Here is a 19,528-nt window from a genome sequence, read left to right on the forward strand (position 1 = left end):
CTTTTTGATCCCTCGCATGGCGGTGATGTAACCCAGCGCGGTATGTGGAAATCGAAGGTAGCTACCACTAGAGCAGGGTCAACTGATCTGCTTCACGCCACCATCAAAACCCTATCAATGCCGCTCATCTCTCTAGAGCCTTTTGATAATTTCATCACTTCCAGAACCTAATGATAGAAAGGAATCGCCATGACGATTTATGGCTACGCTCGCACCTCGACAATTGAACAAGTTGCCGGGCTTGCCGATCAAATTGCTAAGTTAAAGGGAGCTGGCTGCACGGACCAGTCGATCTACCGGGAACAGATCAGCAGCGTCAGAATGGAAGATCGGATTGAGTTCGCCAAGGTACTCGCCATCCTGAAGTCCGGTGACGTGCTTGTCTTTAGTAGCTTGTCCCGTGCGGCTCGCTCAATGGTACACATGGTCGAGATTGAATCGCGTGTAGCGCGTGCCGGCGCAACGATACGCATTCTTGATCTGGCCGTGGACACGGCCACTCCGTCAGGACGTCTCACATTCAATCTGTTTGCATCCATTGCCCAGTTCGAGAGGGAGAACATGCTGGAGCGCCAGCGGGTCGGAATTGCCGCAGCAAAGCAACGTGGAGCATATACTGGCCGTGCACCCACTGCTCAAGCAAAGAGTACTAAGGTACTGGCCTTGATTGCCAAGGGGGTGACTAAGCAAGAGGTCGCGGATGCCTGCGGAATCGGGATAGCATCGGTGTACCGGATTTTGAAGGCCCACGGATAGGTGTATCGCCGCAACTAGCTCGCTCTTCAAATGCGTCGGATTTAAAGCTCAGACCGAAGGTGATCCATCAGTGTGGGTACTGCCCACGCGGGCAGCAGTCCATCTTGAACAGCGATGAAATTACGCTGATTGGACTCAGGAAAGTTCCATGCGTGTTCGGTTTTTGTGCGCTCTGCAATGACAAGCCCATGATCCCCGACACCGAGAAAGAACTTAGGCTGAGAGATGCCGAGTCCATTGAGTTCTACTCGGATTTTATTGTCCGGTGAATCCAGCCACAATGCGAGTTGATGAGCATTTCGAATCACATTTACACATGCCATGCTGGCGGCACTGGACGTCACGGCTGCTGTAACTCCACCGCCAAACCCAAAGTAGTGTTGGCCGTTGTGCTCCACAGGCGCGACAATGCCTGCGTTGCGGAGCGACTTCACGTCGCCTGGTTCTGTAGGGGCTGATGTGACTTGCATAGTGCTAATGCGATGAGGCTCTGCTTGTTCCGGCCACGAATCGATGAAGGTCTTCAGAAGCTCTTCCTGAGTCCAAAGGTCCTTCTCGTCATGACTGCGGACGTCGATAAGAGCTACGACGTCTTCATAAATCCTAGCGAAGAGCAGCCAACCAGACCGTTTAGAAAAGCGTTCCCCCTCCAACAAGGGTTCGGGCGTCAAATGTAAGTGATGAATGCCCCAATCCGCCCACAAGCCGTCGGTCCGCCGCATTTGCTTGGCTGCAGAGACGTCATTAGCGATGGTTGTTTTACTGAGATATGGGTTTACATCATCACCGTTTGTGAATTTAGCCTCAAGCACAGAGAGTGCTTTGTTGATCTCGGCTGGTACGTTCTGCACCGGAAAACGTGATGATTTTACAACCTTTCGAGGTTGAGCAATTACATGCCGAAGCCGGTAGTCCATCCACCGCTGTAGCGCCATCTCGTCCGCAGTGCTGCCAGACAAGCTGTAAGTCAGACCGTATGCCTGTACAAGCTTCAACGCTAGCGTCGTTATGTCGGCCCAGAATTGCTCAACAGTCGCAGCCATAAAAATTCCTATTAATGACCTCGTGCATAGACGAGATTGGATATCTAGCCTACATCAAAATGAATGGGGGGGCGATGGCTGCCTTGGGTGGACAACGGCATACGAACACGATCACTCACCTTGCGCTCGCTTTAGGCTCAAGTTATCGCTAATTGTTCGGCTAGCTGACACAACTTCTCTTTGTCATCACTGGACAAACGTTGATACAAGACGAGCAGTCTCGCTTCGTCCTCGCTCGTAGCGTAGAAGTACGCCAGCGGCAGGCCGAGAACGTTTCCGATCCTCTCCATCAACTCTACACCAGGAACTCGCGTGCCGCGTTCATAGCGATTCATTCTTGCGCTGGCGCTTTCAACCTCAAGACCGGCCTGAAGCCCAAGCTGCTCTTGTGACAGTCCGCATTTTAGACGTGCTTGTTTTAGACGATCGCCCAGTACAGACATGTTTCTATTTCCCGAACCTAAAGGAAAAGATAGTCCACGTTTCAGCTTGAACAAATACTACCGAATTGGTAGGATTTGGTTGCCAATAAACAATTTCTTGCACAACAACCCAAGACCGGGATAGCCCGGAAATAAGGAGCGCCATGCATCAACCTAAAACACCATTGAAATTAGCCACCTTCGTGGTTGCATCATTGAGCATCATCTTGCTGCAGGGCTGTAGCCGTGAGATCGACGCACGGCAGGCGCACGTTGAGCGAGGCCTGATTTACAAGAAGGACGCCAGTGATCCGTTTAACGGCACGCTGACCAATGTGGGCGTTACCGACGTCGGCAAGCGATACGCAGCACAGTACGGCGCATGGGCTGGCAGTTGTAAGGTGCCAGTGAGCGACGGTCAATTCGATGGCACTGCCGTGTGCCAGGATGCCAATGGCAAAAAGATCGGTGAATTCACCTACAGCAAAGGTCAGATCGACGGGCCTCTGAAAATGTGGGCATCCGATACAGGCAACCTGATGATGGCCGCTACGATTCATGGCGGCGTGCCTAACGGCGTTGAAGAACGCTACAACCCTAAGACTGGCAAAATCATCAGCCGCATCAACTATAGTGCTGGTCAGAAGGTTGGTGAGGAAAAGCTCTGGGACATTACCGGAGATACCTTGCTGACCGATTTGGTTTGGGAAAACGGACGCAAAACTGGGGTCTCACGCTCCGGCGCGTATGAGGAACACTACGTCGCTGGTACTTATGACGGCACATGGAAAACTTGCGAGCTGAGTCCGGCTGTTACCGGCGAAAAGCGCAGGGCGTATTTTGCAAAAGCACAGCTTTACCCTGCAATGGCACAGCAGCTAGGTGGTACGTACTTTAACGCCGCTATGGTAGATGATCCAGCAGACGTGATTTGCAAGGAAAAAGTCTACAAAAATGGGGTGGAGCAAGTTGCGGCATCTGCCACCTCCGGCCCTAGTTCTGAGAATTCTTGCTTTGATGCCAAAGTAGCGGCATTCCGCAAGGAAAATGGGGAAGATGCGCCAATCATGAATGACGTCATGCAAGAGTGGGAAGCTGGTTGCAAAAAATAGTCTAAGTTGGGCCGAGGGCTGCGATCTTTACACTCAGCTGTGATCACCGAACCGCTGGGCCGACTCCGCCATCCTCCTCACCTGCGTGGACGCTCTCTTGCCACACCGTCTGCAGTTATCGGCCTGCAGCCCATATGTGGTTTTGCGCTTTGACTTTGCGCCGGTTGGCAACGCGCTGGGGCTGAGCGTTGCCAACCGGCGCGCTTGCGCTTAGTACGAGCGTGAAACCCATAGATGACAATAGTCTACTAGCGACCGTCTGTCAGCTCGCCGACCAACGCCGCATGGCAGTTGGAGAGCAGTTCCGCTACCTGGCTCAATGTTTCGATCATCGCTTGCGATTGCGCATTTTCAAAGGTGTAAGCGCTCAAGATTTGATTGTTCGAATCGGTGACCATAAACATCTTCAACGGCAACGGTCTATCAGTTATGGTTGACAGTATGTCGGCATTGTCATTCCTTTGAATCGCGGACTTGTCCTTGTCCTTGTTGCCATGCTTGGTGACCGGGTAGCGAAAGAATGTGCTGGACGAATCGGTGGCGTCGATATTGTCGATCCCAATGGCTAGTTCATTGGGAAAGCTCCAGTCTGTATTCGTGTGCGCATTCAAGTAGTCGGCGTGGTGGACGAATAGCTCGCGCATGTAGGCATGCAAGGGCTTGACGGCATGCACCGTGTACATTGGCTTCCATTTTCCGTGGACCGGCACTTGCGGCTCGTCGCTTCCCGGCAGCTCGCCGTAGGGTAGGTTGAGCTTGCGGTGAAAAATTGTGATCGCTGATTTGAGGAATAGTTCGATCGCATGCCGATATAAAAAGCTCACGGGAAGGTGCGCATTCAAAAACGGCGTAGCTCCATCTTCTTTTAAAGCATTCGCCGCATCCATGAATGAGTCTGCGACGGCGCCAAAACCCAGATCAAAGTGCTCATTCAGCGGTAGCATCATGTACTGCATGTGGCTTCTCCTAGAGGTTGAAGCTTCGAATGGTTCCGATATAAGGCGAGTTTTATATCCTACTTGCGCCGAAGCCATGTCCACCGTCACCGTAGGCCTTCGTGCTTGACTTACAGAGGTAACTAGCCCTAAAGAAGAATTCATCGAAGCTGTCCTGGTCGTCACGGTGAATGACGTAGGTGGCATTTTCGGGAAAATGAACCAGTCCCATTACGTCATCGGGTTGGCGCGCGAGTGCGCTGGCCCAAGCTTCGTGCAAGCGATTGTACATATTGTCGATGCCTCGTGCGTAACGGCCTAGTGCGCAGAAGGCGTCTTTGTTTAATAGGATTGCGCAGTGGTAGTGTGGGCGGCCACGTTGGCCGAACTCCCTAGCCCATACGAAGCGAACCACGCTGTCATGAGCTTTGGGATTTTCTTGAAGTGCCTTTCGACGATTGTGCTTGATCTTGGCCTTAAACGAACTAATGAATAGCCCCATGAGCTCATTCTGGTAACTTAGCAATCTTTCTTTAGACCTCATGGGTAATCTAAGATCGAATCTAAAAGCGAATACCTCGCGGTACTGAGATGTGGCATGAGTTATTGTGCGGTGCAAGGTATCTAGGTGCTCTTTGATAAATGGGCCTTTCTGGTCTTGTATCGGCGATCCCTTGTAGGTGGATGCATAGTGCAGGGTTAAATTGCGGTTGGATGAGTGACGAGGCATTTGATACTCCAGTGGTTGATTCATACCTTTACCACCAGGAATATTTTTCCCCATTTCACGTTTCTGCTCGACAGCTCTCTGCGCTGTCTCACTTTCCTTATATTGGAGAGGTTGTTTACCTCAAGTCATGTCTTTCTGATGCGAGTAGCTTCTTTGAGCAGAGCATCTGAGACTAGATGCTCCTTCTACCTTTCTCTTCTTCTATAAAACATTAAAGCATATTACTAATACCGAGACCATCAAGGCCTCGGTGTTGGAAAACTCTCAGCAGTTTGAAGAGAAATATTTATGCTTTATTGTGAAAGTACAACTCTGGGAAATTAGTACCTGAAAAAATGCTCAGGTTCGTGTTAACGCTTGCGCATGTCTAGGCGTGATTGAATCCACTGCTGGATCTCGCTTTCGAGCCAGCCGACGCAGCGCTCGCTGAGCTTAAAAGGGGCTGGGAAATTTCCAATAGCGATGTACTTGTAGATGGTTGAGCGGCCAAGGCCTGTTGATAGCATGACTTGGGATAGGCGAAGTACTTTCATGTTTGGCTCCGGTGGTTTTCTCAAACGATCCGGAGTCCGAATATTTTTCTGCGATATGCGAAGGGCTGCTTTCTTGGAGTGGTGGGGCGGCAGTATGGTTGGACTCGCTACATTGCCGGGCCGGGGAGGTTCTAAGAGTCTGTAAAGGCGTATTCAACTGGACAAGATGAGGCTTCGACTGGAAGTGTTTACTGAGAGGGAGGGGGGGGGCTTGCAGAGGGGAGTGCGACTAAATTGATGTAATTTACAATACTATATTCGTTCTAGAAGTGACGTAGATTCGGCCTTGACTTCGCCTATAATTGATCTAGAATTTCCATAGACGCGTAGAAGTTGATAAGAGAAAATTCTCGCAAAGATAAATTATTGATAATATTTATGCAAAGACATACGAAGCCACTTGAGCAGTATCTGTCCGACGTTCGGTTTGATGCCTGGATTTCTTTTCAAAGAGCACAGGCAGGTTTTGATATTCCAAGAGGAGAGCTTGGAACTGCCGATTTCAGAAATAGTTTAAAATCTATTGAAAAGGCAAGTGAGCGTGTTCTTCGAAAAACATTATCGGAAGACAGTTTCTTACCTAAGGAACGATTGGATTGGATTTCGGAGGATGAAAGGCAAATTAACTGGTTGATGATTTTTATTAAAAGGAAAATTAATATACGTCGCTATCCAGTAATCGCTAATCTATTTGGTAGGAACTTAGTTATAGCAAGCATTGATTATCTTGATGAAGAATTACAAGAAAAAGCTAGAACTGTTGAGAGAATGCAATGGGATTGGAATGAGCATCAAAAAAGTGATCGACTATTCCAGTGGTTTAAGCGTGAAGACGAGATTGCTCGCTGTAATTTTGCCTGGACTTGGTTGGTAGATAGAAGAGGTCGTGAAACCAAGGGAAGGTCGCCGTTTAGGAATTACAAAGATCTATTGATGTTTTTCGACGAATTAGATGTAAGCTATAAAGAAAAGAAATCTGATGCGGATTCAATTCGAGATAATTGGAATCAAATAAGACGTCGAGAAAAAAATAAGAAAATAGGAAAGAAGCAGTACAATTTTGAGCTTTCGGATAAAACTGCGAATTTTATTGATAAATTGGCAATTATATATAACTCCAGTCGCCCTCAAATTATTGAGGCGTTAGTTCAATGTGAGTTTGAAAAGGGACTGTATTTGCCAGAAAAGGTGAGGAGAATATCTTTGGATTAAGCCGGTGCTCTTAGGTTTGACTATGCCGTTTGATGGGGCTACGATGGCTTGGCTGGCAACTTATTGCAATAAATCGCCCATTCCGTCATTAGTGCTGCGCGCTTCGCAAATTGTGAACCACGCTGATAGGCTCGTTCTACAGCGTCCGGCAATTGATGTGCAAGAGCGTGTTCGGCAACTTCACGTGGGTAGTTGGTTGTCTCGGCTGCCCACATCCGGAAGCTGCTACGGAAACCGTGAACGGTGATACCTTCACCGTTTACATCTACCCAGATTGGCGTGTCGCCGTCGTTCATGCGTCGAATTACGGCGGTCAGTGACATGTCCGACAGCGGCTGCTCCTTGGTGCCTGCAAACACAATATCGCCCCGCTCAGGCATCAACTTTAGTAGCGCCAACGCTGCATCACTTAAAGGGACTTCATGCTCCCGCTTGGCCTTCATGCGTTCCGCTGGAATGGTCCAGACCTTCTTTTCGAGATCGAATTCTGACCATCGAGCGCCGCGCACTTCGCCGGAGCGACAAGCAGTCAAAATTGCGAATTCGACGGCGCGGGCAGAAGCGCCTTCGCGAGATTTGAGTGCGGATACAAATTCGCCCATGCGCTGCCAGGCCAGGGATGGATGATGTTTGATGCGACTGGATTTGCTGATAGTGGCCAGCAAGTTTTCAAGATGACCTTTCCATCGTGCCGGATTTTCACCGATGCGGTACCCGCTGGTGGTGGCCCATCCCAGTACAGACTCGATGCGTCCACGTAGCCGGCTGGCCGTTTCAGTCTTGGATTCCCAAATTGGCGTGAGGCACTTCACGATCAAGCCTGTGTCGATCTCGGCCACAGGCAAATGACCAAATATAGGGCTAGCGTAAGCATTGAGTGTGTTAGTCCATTGATCGGCATGCTTGGCATTCTTCCAGCCCGCTTTTTGTGCTGCGATATACGCTTTGGAGCATTGGTCAAAAGTGAACATCTTCGCATCAGCTAGCGCGGCTGCTAGTTGTTCCTGCTTCTTCGCAGCAAGGGGGTTAATGCCGTCAAGAACTAACTTCCGCGCTGCTAATGCCTTCTGGCGAGCTTCCGCTAGACTGACTGTATGAATTGGTCCCAAGCCCATGCCGTATGCTTTACCTGCCATCATGTAGCGGAATAGCCAGGACTTCACCCCGCCGCGAGTGATTTGCAGTGTCAGACCGCCCCCGTCCCCGTACAATCCAGGCTTGCTGAGTTTGTTTACTTGAAGTGCCGTGAGTCGTTGTTGCGTGCGTCCCATTATATTTTCCAACTATCGAAATGACTATCAAATAGTAGCTGGATTTTAGCGAATGGTAAAGGACGTTCGTGGATGTAAACTTTATCTATCTATTTGTTTATTAAAGGATTTGCGGAGCTTCGTGGACACTGGTGGATTCTGCCTGCGCGGACCCTCTCTCCGCCAAGGACACAAAAGCAAAAAGCCACCCTCGGGTGGCTTTTTTGTTTTTGTGCCTTGGCGGAGAGAAGCAAGCCCCCTGCGGGGCTTGCGTGGGGATTCGAAGGCATCGCCCCTACCGGGGCGAGCCGCTCCGAATCGTCCGACTGCCACCGCTACGCGGTGGCGCGCCAAAGGCGCCGCGCGCAGCGCAAGAATTCCTAAAAGCACTATTTCACTTCACCAATTGCCCGAATGGCGGCACCGAACAATCAAGACCGCTTCAACTGCCCGATAACGCTGGCTACCTTGGTAGTAATCATATCGACTGCCGGGCCATTGGCACCGTGTGGAATAATGATATCGGCGTTGCGCTTGGTCGGCTCGATGAATTGCTTGTGCATCGGACGCACCGTTTCCAGATACTGGCTGACCACGCTCTCTACCGATCGGCCGCGCTCGGTGATATCCCGTTGCATACGGCGGATAAAGCGGATGTCAGAGGCGGTATCGACAAAGATCTTCAGCGACATCATGTCGCGCAAGTCGGCGTCATACAAGGCAAACAGACCTTCGATCACGATGACCGGGGCTGGCTTGACGGGAATGGTGCGGTTGGAGCGGTTGTGGAGCGTGAAATCGTACTCTGGCATCTCAATCGCCTCGCCATTGCGCAAGGCTTGCACATGTTGCACCAGCAATGGCCATTCGAAAGCTTGCGGATGGTCGTAATTCTGCTGGCTGCGGACTTCAGGGCTGAGATGGGTTTGGTCGCGGTAGTAATCATCTTGCATCACCACCGAAACCATATCTGCACCAAACGCAGCGAGCACTTTCTGGGACACAGTGGATTTACCACTGCCGCTACCGCCTGCGACGCCAATAATAAACGGTTGGAAAGAAATCGTATTCATGCCGAATGATACCGGAACCGCGGCCGAACTGACAGGGAGCGGCTGTTCTAAAGCGGCATTCAGCAGTCGTGTGATGCTGGCGTTGAGCGCCAGCCAGCCCCTCTGTCTATGCTAAAGCAGTCGCGACAATTTGAAAAACGAGTATTGATTTATGAGTTTGGAAAAATACCCGTTTCGCCTGAAGCATCCTGATGCCACCAGAATCGAACTTGATCGATTGGCATCTGATGGCTATTGAATTCACGCTGTGATGATCTGACTCGGACCGCAAACGGACCCGGGCATTGAGGCAATTAGTGTAATGCTATGGATGAGCGCGCCGTCAGGCATAGTGAAAAGCGGAAAATTCCCTGACGGCGCTATCGCAGCGATCATGAGGTCATGATGCGCGCTCCTGCTGCCTCTCATTGCGTAAGGTGCGCGCGAAGCTTGCCAGGCCTGCGGAGGCCTCCAGGTCCCCAAGCTTGTCCAGGAAACCTGCAGCGGCAGACCAGTACAGAAAGTTGCTCGGGTCGATGAGGATGGCTTGCTGAGTGCGGGCCATGGCTACTTCGGGCTCTCCCTGGAGGTCAAAAGATATCGCGTCTACCAGCAAATGCTGGTCCGAATAAGGCGTAGTCGCCAGTATGCGATCCAGTAATTCCCGGTTTTCCGGATTTTCTCTTATCGTGCGCACCAGCAATTGCATATCGACAGGCGCTGCTGGGGCCTGGCCTGCTTGTGCAGCATCAGGCCGGATCAAAGAACGATACCGCGAATTGCGCATGACCACAGCCGCATATACTGGTGCCACTGTGGATGAGAGCAGATGCCAAGGTGCGGGCACAGAGGTTCGTGGCGGCCGTAGATTGATGGTGTCGTCGTTTGGCAGTAACAGGTCTGCGAGCTGGTCCGGCACCAATACCCGTTCCTCGCATATCCTGTCCTGCCAGTTGCCGCCGCCCATCTGGGCTGCCAGGATGGCTGCATGCGCACCGTTAAAACTGAATTCAAAAGGATAGCGGGAGGGGGCGCCTTTTATGATGTAGGTGTACGCGCCACAATCAGCCGCAATTTCTTCGTACTTGATATCAAAGGCTTTGAAAGCCGTCTCCTGATCCATGTCCAGCGTTCGGAGGGTAAAAATAGTGGCCTGCATCAGCTTGAATAGATAATGTTGGCCGAGCACCCATTCGTCGTAGCTTTGTGCAGCCCTAACTTCGTCGATATCCTTTTCCGCTGTCTGCAGCAGATAGGCAATGCCATCGGCTCCGTCGCGCAATACTCGTAGCGCCGCTAGATTTACCGGCAACAATTCTGCGGTATACCAGTCGAAATCATTGTGAGGCTGGTTACCGAGGCAGAACGAAACGATATCATCGTCGCTGGCAACACGCTGGCGGACTTGAAACAGGAAGATCAGGCAGTTCTTTAGCGCTATAGGGTCAGGCTCAAGCAAAAAGCCGTGCTTTTGTAGATCGAGCAGGTAGCGCACGCTGGTATTGAAATTGGTCATATGCAGGACATACAGTGCTGCTCGCTGCAGGTAAATCAAAATATTTCCTGCTTCCTCAGGCATTTTCTGTTTTTGCCAGAACTCGTAACGTGAGGCCAGCAACGATCCCAGCCCGAGTATCGTTCCACGGCCGTAGTAGCCGCCAGGCGGGGCTTCTGGCGCCGTTTCGCTAGAACATAGTAAAAACGGAAGGCCCATGACGGCCTGGTATGGCGCGCCATTATCGACTGTGGCCAATGCTCTGGAAAATGGATGGCCATGGGCACGGATGAAGTGTGTTAAATCATCAGGGAAGGCGGGGTGTGTTCTGTCGGCGAGCAGACCAAAGGCGCGGTACTGTGATACAGCCGCTGTAATGAGTTGATTGAGTGCCATTAATCGTCCCCTTGCTCTGCGTTGCCGTGCACCGCCTTGCCAACAAACGGTACGATCGCGGCCAGATCACGCTTGTGTTTCCATAGAAATATAAGGAATTTGCGAAGGTAGTCGCCGGCGGTAAGTGGTTCGCTGCGTTGATGCGGGATATCCGCCAAGTCCAAGGCCTTGCCTACGCGCTCGCCGAAAGTGTTGGTGGGGAGGTCTGCATTTTTGGTGGTGGCAGGGAGAAGAGGAAATAGTTTTCGCACTCGTGCGGTTACCTTTTCCTGATTGCCCTCCAGCGGTACGTATACCGCATCAGAGGCATGCGCGATACGTTGAAGTAGCAGGACGCCAGGTAACTTCAGCGGTTTTGCGGGGAATAGATCACGGGCGAAAACCACCGCTGGGTTTTCTTCTGAGAGACTGATGTCCAAACCGGCAAAGGTGCTGCTGCGGCGCGAACGCGGTGCTTTTTCGTACAAGACCAAGACAGCATCGGTGCTATCGTTTCCTACACCGCCCGATTGCAGATAGGCAGCGACACCCTCATCATTTCTTAAATCGTAGAGGAAAAGCGCATACAGGCCCTTATGCTGTTCATCGAGCTTTGCAAGTACTTCCGTTTGGAACAGTGCCTCCGGATTCGTGAACTCACCTTCGATGTGTCTGATACCTTGGCTTTCGTTCAATGCTTCAAGAAATGGGCGGAACGCTTGCTCTAGCATTTATCAATCTCCAGAATTAAGTCGGCAGGAGCTGATATTGTGAACTGATTTGCACGTTGGAAATCTCTTCAATTATTGTATTAATCAAAAAATATTTAAACTGGCAACCAAACTGATTTATCGACTTGGACGCCGTCTCGTTTGGCGGTGCAATTGGCCTGCCAGCAACCCCAGCCCCGCCAGCATCATGGCCGCTGTGGCTGGCTCGGGCACTGGCGTTGTCTGCGCTGGCAACGGTGCAGCATAGGTACGGAAGGTGTAGTCGTATTGGGAGAACGGCGTGTAGTCGTTAGCGTAGGCCATGCCCTTTTTATAGTTGTCGAGGCTGCCGCCGATGATGAAGATCGGAGTGTCACTGGTGAAGGTGAGGAAGTAGGTCTTGTTGGCTTCGGCCTTGACCGGCTTCCAGAAGGTATCCGCCCACAAGGTGCCGACGCCTTTGGCCACGCCTTCCGCCAGCTTCACGCCGCCTTGCGTGGGCAGGGCGTCCCACAGGGCGATGGTGACGGGTCCGTCTTCCTCGGCGCGCGGCCATAACTCGATGCCGGCGCCGCTGATGCTGTCGGCGCTGGTCTGGAAGGACTGGGCTAGTCCGCTTTGAAAGAAACCGCCCATCGCATACGAGATGTCTTCCTGTTTCTGATCGATGGTGTTCTGTGCAAAAGCCAGCGGCGCGGCAAGCGCGATGCAGCTGGCGATCAGGCAGGAACGCAGGGGCGAGCGCATGTGTATCTCCTCATGTATGCCTGGCAGTTCGAGCTAGCGCCTTCGTCGCCGGGCAATACGCGGGGCGCGCTACAGTTGATGCATTAACATCGTGTTTTCTTTACAGCAGTGGATTTGATTCTATTGAGGCCGAGGCCGGCAGAATGTGCGAACACGCACGGCCAGCCTGAAGTTTGCGGTGAGTATCTGTGACAATTTCTTGAGTGCAAACTGATATGCTGCGCGGTTATTGCTAACTCATCCTCGCATGCTCGTGAAAAAACTGTCGCTCGCTACACTGTCTTTGTTGTTTGCTGCCTGCACGTCTGTACCGCCTCCGCTGTCGAGCGATAATCTGATCGCCTCAGGCTTCCAGCGTCCTGCCGCGCCAGCGCTGGTGGTGATGTTGCCGCCGCAGGTGGCGGCGCTGGATTTGCAGGAGGGCGTGGCGCTGTTGAAGGAGCAACTGCGTTTGCAACTGAGCCAGGCGGGTTACAAGGTGGTGGCGCTGGACCAGGATAGTTACAACGCTATCTGGCGGCAGGAAATAGCTGAGGTTGGTGGCGTGTTCGATCCGGCGACCGGGGCGATGAAGCGGCGCGAGTATGCGCAGGCCTTGGGGCACCTGGTACAGCGCGTTAGCGCCGAGACCAAGGCGGCAATGGTGATACGCCCGCAACTGGTGTTGCGCAAGGCCGAAGTTGCTGGCGTGTCAGCAGCGTGGGATGGTCAGATCCGCCGGCTGCCTGCCAAGGGTGGTGGTGGCGATGATGTACGTGGCAATGGTTCGACGCTAGGCTTGTCGGTTGGCTTGAATATGTTTGCCGCCAGTGGCGAGTTGGTGTTGAGTACCTATGGCGGCGCCATGCTGCCGTATCGCGTCAATTTTTTGACGCTGCAGAACGAGGTGCGGCCGGATTTGTTTGCTGAGGATAAGGATCTGGCGGATGGTGTGGCGTTAGCGCTGGAGCCGTTCTTTAAGCTGTAGACTTATTTCTTCCCGGTTTTTTCCAGGTCGTCCTGAATTTTTCTCAGGAGCTTGGCCGTTTCTTCTGTTTGCCGTTTTACCTCGGCCTGCGCAGTGCTGAGGTTTTTGCCGGACTCGAATGAGGCAATCATGTTGGACATCACGGTGGCGTTGAATGCTGCGACGCCGAGGATGACGGTAATGCCAGTGATGATAATGGTAATGCGCAAATTGGCCAGTGACGTTCGCATTTCCGCTAGCATTGCCTCGATACGATCAAATTTGGCATCGGAGTTCTTCTGCCGCTCATCCATGCGTTTGGAAAACTCAGTGTAGGTGGCTTCTACAGACGAGACTCTGCCGTCCATCCGTGCTTCAATGGTCTCTATCTGGGAGGTGGGATTGGTGGCGGGCGTCATAAAGCCAGTCTAGCACCGTGTCCGAGACGGTGTACTTGATATTGCGCGAATCGAGGGGCATCCGTTGAGCGCCGTACTGCCAACGCCTGAGCTGGCTGCCTGAGGTACTATAACGCAGCGAGGCAGGACAGACAGACCTGCCACGACATAGCGTTGGGCATAGAACTCGGCAAACTGGAGACTGAAAACGATGAAGAAATTACTGAGCACGGCCGCTATTGCCGTGATGCTGGCTGTCGCGGGTGGCAACGCCATGGCCGATGCCAAGACCCCCAAGATCGGCTTCTCGATTGACGACCTGCGTGTGGAGCGCTGGGCGCGCGACCGCGACTATTTTGTCGCCGCCGCCGAGCAGCAGGGGGCCAAGGTATTTGTGCAATCGGCTGACGCCAGCGAGCAGCGTCAGATCGCTCAGATTGAAAATCTCATCGCGCGCGGCGTTGATGTGCTGGTCATCGTTCCCTACAACGCCACCGTGCTGACCAACGCGGTGCGCGAGGCGAAGAAGGCCAGGATCAAGGTTGTCTCCTACGACCGCCTGATCATGAATGCGGATATCGACGCCTACATCTCCTTCGATAACAATATGGTCGGCCAGTTGCAGGCCCAAGGCGTGCTGGCGGCCAGGCCGAAGGGGAACTTCTACCTGCTGGGCGGCGCGCCGACTGACAGCAACGCCAAGATGCTGCGCGACGGCCAGCTGAAAGTGCTGCAGCCCTTGATTGACAAGGGCGATGTGAAAGTCGTCGGCAAGCAGTGGGTCAAGGACTGGAGCCCGGCGGAGGCGATGTCGATTGTTGAAAATGCGCTCACCGCGAATGGCAACAAGATCGATGCCGTGGTGGCTTCGAATGACGTTACTGCTGGCGGCGCGATTCAGGCGCTGGCTGCGCAGAAGCTGGATGGCAAGGTCGCTGTGTCGGGCCAGGACTCCGACCTGGCGGCGGTGAAACGCGTGATCGCCGGTACGCAAACGCTGACGGTGTACAAGCCGCTGAAGCTGATCGCGTCGGAGGCAGCCAAGCTGTCGGTGCAGCTGGTGCGCAATGAGAAGCCTGCATTCAACGCCAAATATGACAACGGCTTCAAGCAGGTCGATGCCTTGTTCCTTAAGCCTGTGCTGCTGACCAAGGCGAATGTGGACCTGGTGGTCAAGGATGGCTTCTACACGCAAGCCCAAATCTCGGGCAAGTAATGTCTGGCTATTTGCTGGAAATGAAGGGCATCGTCAAGAAGTTCGGCGGTGTGCCTGCGCTTGACGGTATCGACTTGAAGATCAAGCCCGGTGAGTGCATTGGTTTGTGCGGCGAGAACGGCGCCGGTAAATCGACCTTGATGAAAGTGCTGTCGGCGGTCTATCCGCATGGCAGCTGGGACGGTGAAATTCTGTGGGATGGCCAGCCGCTCAAGGCGCAGTCGATACGCGAGAGTGAAGCGGCAGGCATTGTCATCATCCATCAGGAGCTGATGCTGGTACCCGAGTTGTCGGTGACCGAGAATCTCTTCCTCGGCAACGAGATCACGCTGCCGGGTGGCCGCATGCATTATCCCGCCATGCATCAGCGCGCGGAAGCGCTGCTGAAAGAACTCAAGCTTGATGATGTGAATGTGGCGCTGCCGGTCATGAACTACGGTGGCGGACACCAGCAGCTGATTGAAATAGCCAAGGCCCTTAACAAGAACGCGCGCCTGCTGATTCTTGATGAGCCTTCGTCGTCGTTGACGGCTGCCGAAACGCAGGTGCTGCTGGAGATCATACGCGGCCTGAAAGCCAGGGGCGTGGCGTGCGTCTACATTTCGCACAAGCTGGATGAGGTGGAAGCCATTTGCGACACCGTCGTGGTGATCCGCGACGGCAAACATATCGCCACCACGCCGATGCAGCAGATGGACGTAAGGCAGATCATCGCGCAGATGGTCGGGCGTGAGATGCATCAGCTGTATCCGCAGCTGGAGCGCACGCTCGGCGATGTGGTGTTCGAGGCGCGCCATGTCACGTGCTACGACATCGACAAGCCTGAACGTAAAAAGGTCGATAATGTTTCCTTCACGCTGCGCCAGGGGGAGATCCTTGGCATTGCCGGCCTGGTAGGTGCAGGGCGCACGGAGCTGGTGTCCGCGCTATTTGGCGCTTACCCTGGCGCGTGCGAGGCGGAGGTGTGGCTGAATGGCGCGAAGATCGATACCCGCACACCGTTGAAAGCCATCCGCAATGGCCTGGCGCTGGTGCCGGAGGACCGCAAGCAGCATGGCATCGTGCGCGACCTGGAAGTGGGGCAGAATATGACGCTGGCGGTGCTGGAACGCTACGCGCGCTTTACGCGCATTGACCGCGAGGCCGAGCTGAAAACCGTCAGCGAAGAGATCGTGCGGCTGGGACTCAGGACGGCCAGTCCATTCCTGCCGATTACATCGCTATCGGGCGGCAATCAGCAAAAGGCCGTGCTGTCCAAGATGCTGCTCACCAGACCCAAGGTGCTGATACTTGACGAGCCCACGCGCGGCGTGGATGTGGGCGCCAAATTCGAAATCTACAAGCTGATGCTGGAACTGGCCAGCCAGGGCGTCGCCATCATCATGGTGTCGTCGGAACTGCCGGAGGTGTTGGGCGTGTCCGACCGCGTGCTGGTGATGGGCGAAGGCCAGTTGCGCGGTGATTTTGTTAATCAGAACCTGACTCAGGAAATCCTACTTTCGGCGGCTTTGGCGCACCATGACTCCCACTAAAATCAAACAGTTCTTCACGCAGTACAAACTTCTCGCGCTGCTGATTGCGATTGCCATTATCTGGACCTTCTTCAGCATGAAAACGGAAGGCGGATTTATCTCGCCGCGCAATCTCTCCAACCTGATGCGGCAGATGGCTGTCACGGGCATCGTCGCCTGCGGCATGGTGTTCGTGATTATCGCCGGGGAGATTGATTTGTCTGTCGGTTCGCTGCTGGGGCTATTGGGCGGCATAGCGGCGGTACTGGACGTAACGCAGCACATGGCGCCGCCTGCGACGGTGGCGCTGGTACTGGCTTGCGGATTGGTGCTGGGTTTATTTAACGGTTTCCTGACCGAGTATGCAGGCATACCGTCGTTCATTGTCGGCCTGGGCGGCATGCTGGCCTATCGCGGCATTGTGCTAGGCGTGACGGGCGGCGCAACGGTGGCGCCGGTGTCGGAGTCCATGGTGCAGCTGGGGCAGGGCTATCTGCCGCCGCAAGTGGGCATGGCATTGGGCGTGGTGCTGTTTGTGCTGGCTGCGGTGCTGATCTGGCGCCAGCGCGTCAACCTCGCGCGCCATCATCTGCCGGTGCCTGCGCTGTGGCGCCACGCGGTGCGTCTGGCAGCGATAGGCGCGGTGCTGCTTGCGTTTGTCAGCACGCTCAATGAGTATGAAGGGATACCGCTGCCAGTGCTGCTGTTGCTGGTACTACTGGGGATATTCAGCTACATCGCGACGCAGACCGTGTTCGGGCGCCGCATTTACGCGGTGGGCAGCAATATGGAGGCGACGCGTCTTTCGGGCATCAATGTGCAGGCGGTGAAGCTATGGATCTTCGGCATCATGGGTTTGATGTGCGCCTTGGCCGGCTTGCTGAATACCGCGCGCATGGCTGCAGGTTCGCCATCGGCAGGCACCTCCGGCGAACTGGATGCGATTGCCGCCTGCTTCATTGGCGGCACGTCGATGCGCGGCGGCTCCGGTACGGTGTATGGCGCCCTGATTGGTGCGCTGGTGATGGCGTCGCTGGACAACGGCATGTCCATGCTGGACGTTGACACCTACTGGCAGATGATCGTCAAAGGCGGCATCTTGACGCTGGCGGTGTGGGTCGATGTCGCGACGCGCTCCGGTCGTCGCTGATGGCCCAACGCGCTATCTGGTGCTCTTGAAAATCTGCTTGGGCAGCATGGCGTGTACGCCGACGTTACCGTCTACCAGCTGCGTGATCTCCATATCCACCGCCACGCTGGATAGCATGTAGGCTTCATCGCGGTTCAACTGTTTTTCTGTAACCAGATAGTCGATCATGTCGCGCAGTGCGTGTTCGGTAGCGGTCTTCAGGTCCGGACTAAAACCCATGGTGATGATGTGCGTGGGTGTTTCCGCGCGTGGCCACAGCAGATGCATGTTCTTGTGGACGACAAGGCGGAAGCTTCCGCTCAGGTACGTCTCCAGCGCGGTGATGTCAACTTCGCCGTTGCCTTGTGCCGCATGGCCGTCGCCCACCTGGAACAAGGCGCCCTTGGCGGCGACCGGGATGTATAGCGTGGTGCCGGCCACCAGGTGTTTGTTATCCATATTGCCTGCGTGGGCAAACGGTGGCGCGCTGTCGATCTTGCCGCCAGATGGCGCTACGCCCATGCTGCCGAAGAAGGGGCGTAACGGAATCTCTATGTCCGGTGCAAAGTGGCCGATCATTTTCTGCCGGTCGAGCGGCACAATTTTGAAGCGGCTATACGGATACTCCATCGGCAGGAAGCCTTTGTTCAGCGCAAAGGCGTTGCAGGCGAAGTTGGCGTCCAGGTCCACTTTGAGGATCTGCACTTCCAGCACGTCACCCGGTTCCGCTTCTTCGATGGCGACGGGGCCAGTGAGAATATGGCCGCCCGGGCCTTTGTCCTTGACCTGCTCGTAGATGGGCGCCGTGTAAGGCGGGATGTCTTCCGGCTTGACGCCGGCCGCCATCAGGCGCTCTGGCGAACCGCAGGTGGATAGCGCCTGCATGCGCACCGTGTCGCCGCTGTGCACTGTCAGCACGGGTTTGGACTGGCCGGAATAATAGCCCCATGCGACGGTGTCTGGCCGTGCCGGCAGGTTGTAGTCGGCCGCTGTCGCTGCGGCATGGAAGGTCAGGAGACTTAGCAGCAGGACAGGGAGGCGCATGGGATGGTCTTTCTTAGTCGGTGGTGACTTCGGCGCCGCTGAGGAAGGCGGCGATCATTGGGTTGACGACGTCGCCGTGGGTGATCGGCCCCATATGGGCGCCACGCGTTTTCGCCGCCGTGGCATTGGGTAGCGATACGCCCAGCTGCTCCACCAGCAGACGCGTGGAGGCAGGGCTCTTCTCGCCGGCCATGACCAGTGATGGCATGGTCAACATGGACAAATCGTCCAGGCCTGCAGGTTCGCCCAGCAGGGCCTGGAAGTCCAGGCGCACCTTGGCGATCATTGCGATCATCTTGTCCTGGGCAACGGCGGGGGCCTTATCGAACGAGCCGGCGCCGTTCCAGTAGTCGATGAAGATGCGGGTGGCATCGCGGTCTTCGTCGCAGGCACCGATGCGCGCGACCACGTTGACGATTTCCGCCTTGGCCGGATGCTGCTCAGGCAGCAGGTGGAAGGCCACCGGCTCGAACAGTGTCAGCGACAGCACGCGTTGCGGCATGCGGCGCGCCATGTGCAGCGCGCAGGCGCCGCCGAAGGAATGGCCGACCAGGTGAAACGCCTCGCCCGGCTCCAGTTCGGAGGCGATGGCGGCGCTGACCGCATCGACTTCATGCGCCAGCGTGTGGACGTAGGCTTCGCTTTCCGCCGCGCCGGAAGGGAAGGGCGATGCGCCATAGCCTTGCAAATCCACGGCGATGCAGCGGTAATCACTACCCAGTTGTGCTTTCAGCGACGACCACTGGGACTTGGAACTCATGGAACTATGCAGCAAAACGACAGCAGGTTTCATTGTCAGCTTGGTATGGAAAAAGCGAAGCGCAGATTATACCGGTTTGCGTCAGCTGTCTTGAGAAACAGGCAATCGTCCCGATGTGTGGTCTATACCACGCCGCGATGTTATTTGTACGC

General features: G+C 54.4%; 20 protein-coding genes. 7 read left to right on the top strand and 13 right to left on the bottom strand.

All coding sequences use genetic code 11. From position 1 onward, the window contains the following. The first annotated feature begins 189 nt into the window (after positions 1 to 189). The gene (locus GTP58_RS27530; RefSeq protein ID WP_161080183.1) at positions 190 to 756 is read left to right on the top strand and encodes a recombinase family protein; all 567 of its coding nucleotides are present in this window, start codon (positions 190 to 192) and stop codon (positions 754 to 756) included. Between the two features lie 41 nt (positions 757 to 797). Here GTP58_RS27530 and GTP58_RS27535 read toward each other — a convergent pair whose 3' ends face one another. Both GTP58_RS27535 and GTP58_RS27540 read right to left on the bottom strand, forming a co-directional pair. Further along, complete coding sequence (locus GTP58_RS27535; RefSeq protein WP_161080184.1) at positions 798 to 1,799, bottom strand: hypothetical protein; 1,002 nt, start codon at positions 1,797 to 1,799, stop codon at positions 798 to 800. 137 nt (positions 1,800 to 1,936) lie between these two features. Further along, entirely contained in the window at positions 1,937 to 2,242 is a 306-nt protein-coding gene (locus tag GTP58_RS27540; RefSeq protein WP_092278028.1) for a helix-turn-helix domain-containing protein, read from the bottom strand. Positions 2,243 to 2,385: 143 nt separating this feature from the next. Between GTP58_RS27540 and GTP58_RS27545 the strand changes: the two genes are divergently transcribed. Beyond that, positions 2,386 to 3,333, top strand: a complete 948-nt coding sequence (locus GTP58_RS27545; RefSeq protein ID WP_161080185.1) for a toxin-antitoxin system YwqK family antitoxin — start codon at positions 2,386 to 2,388, stop codon at positions 3,331 to 3,333. Positions 3,334 to 3,581: 248 nt separating this feature from the next. On the opposite strand, the gene GTP58_RS27550 is transcribed toward GTP58_RS27545, so the two are convergent. From GTP58_RS27550 to GTP58_RS27560, 3 genes are all read right to left on the bottom strand, one after another. Further along, positions 3,582 to 4,289 (bottom strand): hypothetical protein, encoded by a 708-nt coding sequence (locus tag GTP58_RS27550; RefSeq protein ID WP_161080186.1) that lies wholly within the window; start codon positions 4,287 to 4,289, stop codon positions 3,582 to 3,584. Positions 4,290 to 4,341: 52 nt separating this feature from the next. Next, on the bottom strand, positions 4,342 to 5,052 hold the full coding sequence (locus GTP58_RS27555) for an inovirus Gp2 family protein (RefSeq protein WP_202413883.1): 711 nt from the start codon (positions 5,050 to 5,052) through the stop codon (positions 4,342 to 4,344). Positions 5,053 to 5,348: 296 nt separating this feature from the next. Continuing rightward, positions 5,349 to 5,531: an AlpA family transcriptional regulator gene (locus GTP58_RS27560; protein ID WP_154383153.1), complete on the bottom strand. Its 183-nt coding sequence runs from the start codon at positions 5,529 to 5,531 to the stop codon at positions 5,349 to 5,351. Positions 5,532 to 5,909: 378 nt separating this feature from the next. Here GTP58_RS27560 and GTP58_RS27565 point away from each other — a divergent pair, with 378 nt between their 5' ends. Next, positions 5,910 to 6,743 carry a hypothetical protein gene (locus tag GTP58_RS27565; protein ID WP_161080187.1) on the top strand — a complete coding sequence of 278 codons (834 nt, stop codon included), beginning with the start codon at positions 5,910 to 5,912 and terminating at the stop codon, positions 6,741 to 6,743. Between the two features lie 38 nt (positions 6,744 to 6,781). On the opposite strand, the gene GTP58_RS27570 is transcribed toward GTP58_RS27565, so the two are convergent. The 5 genes from GTP58_RS27570 to GTP58_RS31160 all read right to left on the bottom strand — a co-directional run bounded on the left by GTP58_RS27570 (position 6,782) and on the right by GTP58_RS31160 (position 12,372). Further along, positions 6,782 to 8,014 carry a site-specific integrase gene (locus tag GTP58_RS27570; RefSeq protein WP_161080188.1) on the bottom strand — a complete coding sequence of 411 codons (1,233 nt, stop codon included), beginning with the start codon at positions 8,012 to 8,014 and terminating at the stop codon, positions 6,782 to 6,784. 410 nt (positions 8,015 to 8,424) lie between these two features. Further along, entirely contained in the window at positions 8,425 to 9,066 is a 642-nt protein-coding gene (udk, locus tag GTP58_RS27575) for a uridine kinase (protein WP_072784729.1), read from the bottom strand. 379 nt (positions 9,067 to 9,445) lie between these two features. Next, entirely contained in the window at positions 9,446 to 10,936 is a 1,491-nt protein-coding gene (locus GTP58_RS27580) for a hypothetical protein (protein ID WP_161080189.1), read from the bottom strand. Further along, the gene (locus tag GTP58_RS27585) at positions 10,936 to 11,646 is read right to left on the bottom strand and encodes a hypothetical protein (RefSeq protein WP_161080190.1); all 711 of its coding nucleotides are present in this window, start codon (positions 11,644 to 11,646) and stop codon (positions 10,936 to 10,938) included. The genes GTP58_RS27580 and GTP58_RS27585 overlap by 1 nt, the downstream gene beginning before the upstream one ends. Before the next feature lie 117 nt (positions 11,647 to 11,763). After that, positions 11,764 to 12,372, bottom strand: coding sequence for a PEP-CTERM sorting domain-containing protein (locus GTP58_RS31160; RefSeq protein ID WP_202413884.1), 609 nt, complete (start codon positions 12,370 to 12,372; stop codon positions 11,764 to 11,766). Between the two features lie 247 nt (positions 12,373 to 12,619). Between GTP58_RS31160 and GTP58_RS27595 the strand changes: the two genes are divergently transcribed. After that, positions 12,620 to 13,339, top strand: coding sequence for a hypothetical protein (locus GTP58_RS27595; protein WP_161080191.1), 720 nt, complete (start codon positions 12,620 to 12,622; stop codon positions 13,337 to 13,339). A 2-nt stretch (positions 13,340 to 13,341) separates the two neighbouring features. Here GTP58_RS27595 and GTP58_RS27600 read toward each other — a convergent pair whose 3' ends face one another. After that, positions 13,342 to 13,737 carry a hypothetical protein gene (locus GTP58_RS27600; RefSeq protein WP_161080192.1) on the bottom strand — a complete coding sequence of 132 codons (396 nt, stop codon included), beginning with the start codon at positions 13,735 to 13,737 and terminating at the stop codon, positions 13,342 to 13,344. A 190-nt stretch (positions 13,738 to 13,927) separates the two neighbouring features. On the opposite strand from GTP58_RS27600, the gene xylF reads away from it, so the two are divergent. Genes xylF through GTP58_RS27615 form a run of 3 tightly spaced genes read left to right on the top strand, consistent with a single transcriptional unit; the run spans position 13,928 to position 17,593 of the window. Further along, positions 13,928 to 14,932 (top strand): D-xylose ABC transporter substrate-binding protein, encoded by a 1,005-nt coding sequence (gene xylF / locus GTP58_RS27605; protein ID WP_072784719.1) that lies wholly within the window; start codon positions 13,928 to 13,930, stop codon positions 14,930 to 14,932. Beyond that, on the top strand, positions 14,932 to 16,464 hold the full coding sequence (gene xylG / locus GTP58_RS27610) for a D-xylose ABC transporter ATP-binding protein (protein ID WP_161080193.1): 1,533 nt from the start codon (positions 14,932 to 14,934) through the stop codon (positions 16,462 to 16,464). Before xylF ends, xylG begins: the two co-directional genes overlap by 1 nt. Further along, complete coding sequence (locus GTP58_RS27615) at positions 16,451 to 17,593, top strand: sugar ABC transporter permease (protein ID WP_161080194.1); 1,143 nt, start codon at positions 16,451 to 16,453, stop codon at positions 17,591 to 17,593. Before xylG ends, GTP58_RS27615 begins: the two co-directional genes overlap by 14 nt. 12 nt (positions 17,594 to 17,605) lie before the next feature. Here GTP58_RS27615 and GTP58_RS27620 read toward each other — a convergent pair whose 3' ends face one another. Both GTP58_RS27620 and GTP58_RS27625 read right to left on the bottom strand, forming a co-directional pair. Beyond that, a complete protein-coding gene (locus GTP58_RS27620; RefSeq protein WP_161080195.1) occupies positions 17,606 to 18,616 on the bottom strand; it encodes an acetamidase/formamidase family protein in 1,011 nt (336 codons plus the stop codon). A gap of 13 nt (positions 18,617 to 18,629) precedes the next feature. Continuing rightward, positions 18,630 to 19,409, bottom strand: a complete 780-nt coding sequence (locus tag GTP58_RS27625; protein WP_161080196.1) for an alpha/beta fold hydrolase — start codon at positions 19,407 to 19,409, stop codon at positions 18,630 to 18,632. Positions 19,410 to 19,528: the final 119 nt, after the last annotated feature.

The organism is Duganella sp. CY15W (genome assembly GCF_009857555.1).
GTDB lineage: Bacteria > Pseudomonadota > Gammaproteobacteria > Burkholderiales > Burkholderiaceae_D > Rugamonas > Rugamonas sacchari.

Excerpts from the sequence above, each read along its gene's own strand:
- GTP58_RS27545 (WP_161080185.1), top strand. The coding sequence starts at position 2,386 with ATGCATCAACCTAAAACACCATTGAAATTAGCCACCTTCGTGGTTGCA.
- GTP58_RS27550 (WP_161080186.1), bottom strand. The coding sequence starts at position 4,289 with ATGCAGTACATGATGCTACCGCTGAATGAGCACTTTGATCTGGGTTTT.
- xylF (WP_072784719.1), top strand. The coding sequence starts at position 13,928 with ATGAAGAAATTACTGAGCACGGCCGCTATTGCCGTGATGCTGGCTGTC.
- GTP58_RS27620 (WP_161080195.1), bottom strand. The coding sequence starts at position 18,616 with ATGCGCCTCCCTGTCCTGCTGCTAAGTCTCCTGACCTTCCATGCCGCA.
- GTP58_RS27555 (WP_202413883.1), bottom strand. The coding sequence starts at position 5,052 with ATGGGGAAAAATATTCCTGGTGGTAAAGGTATGAATCAACCACTGGAG.
- udk (WP_072784729.1), bottom strand. The coding sequence starts at position 9,066 with ATGAATACGATTTCTTTCCAACCGTTTATTATTGGCGTCGCAGGCGGT.
- GTP58_RS27565 (WP_161080187.1), top strand. The coding sequence starts at position 5,910 with ATGCAAAGACATACGAAGCCACTTGAGCAGTATCTGTCCGACGTTCGG.
- GTP58_RS27570 (WP_161080188.1), bottom strand. The coding sequence starts at position 8,014 with ATGGGACGCACGCAACAACGACTCACGGCACTTCAAGTAAACAAACTC.
- GTP58_RS27535 (WP_161080184.1), bottom strand. The coding sequence starts at position 1,799 with ATGGCTGCGACTGTTGAGCAATTCTGGGCCGACATAACGACGCTAGCG.
- GTP58_RS27625 (WP_161080196.1), bottom strand. The coding sequence starts at position 19,409 with ATGAAACCTGCTGTCGTTTTGCTGCATAGTTCCATGAGTTCCAAGTCC.
- GTP58_RS27560 (WP_154383153.1), bottom strand. The coding sequence starts at position 5,531 with ATGAAAGTACTTCGCCTATCCCAAGTCATGCTATCAACAGGCCTTGGC.
- GTP58_RS27580 (WP_161080189.1), bottom strand. The coding sequence starts at position 10,936 with ATGGCACTCAATCAACTCATTACAGCGGCTGTATCACAGTACCGCGCC.
- GTP58_RS27595 (WP_161080191.1), top strand. The coding sequence starts at position 12,620 with ATGCTCGTGAAAAAACTGTCGCTCGCTACACTGTCTTTGTTGTTTGCT.
- xylG (WP_161080193.1), top strand. The coding sequence starts at position 14,932 with ATGTCTGGCTATTTGCTGGAAATGAAGGGCATCGTCAAGAAGTTCGGC.
- GTP58_RS27530 (WP_161080183.1), top strand. The coding sequence starts at position 190 with ATGACGATTTATGGCTACGCTCGCACCTCGACAATTGAACAAGTTGCC.
- GTP58_RS27540 (WP_092278028.1), bottom strand. The coding sequence starts at position 2,242 with ATGTCTGTACTGGGCGATCGTCTAAAACAAGCACGTCTAAAATGCGGA.
- GTP58_RS27615 (WP_161080194.1), top strand. The coding sequence starts at position 16,451 with ATGACTCCCACTAAAATCAAACAGTTCTTCACGCAGTACAAACTTCTC.
- GTP58_RS31160 (WP_202413884.1), bottom strand. The coding sequence starts at position 12,372 with ATGCGCTCGCCCCTGCGTTCCTGCCTGATCGCCAGCTGCATCGCGCTT.
- GTP58_RS27600 (WP_161080192.1), bottom strand. The coding sequence starts at position 13,737 with ATGACGCCCGCCACCAATCCCACCTCCCAGATAGAGACCATTGAAGCA.
- GTP58_RS27585 (WP_161080190.1), bottom strand. The coding sequence starts at position 11,646 with ATGCTAGAGCAAGCGTTCCGCCCATTTCTTGAAGCATTGAACGAAAGC.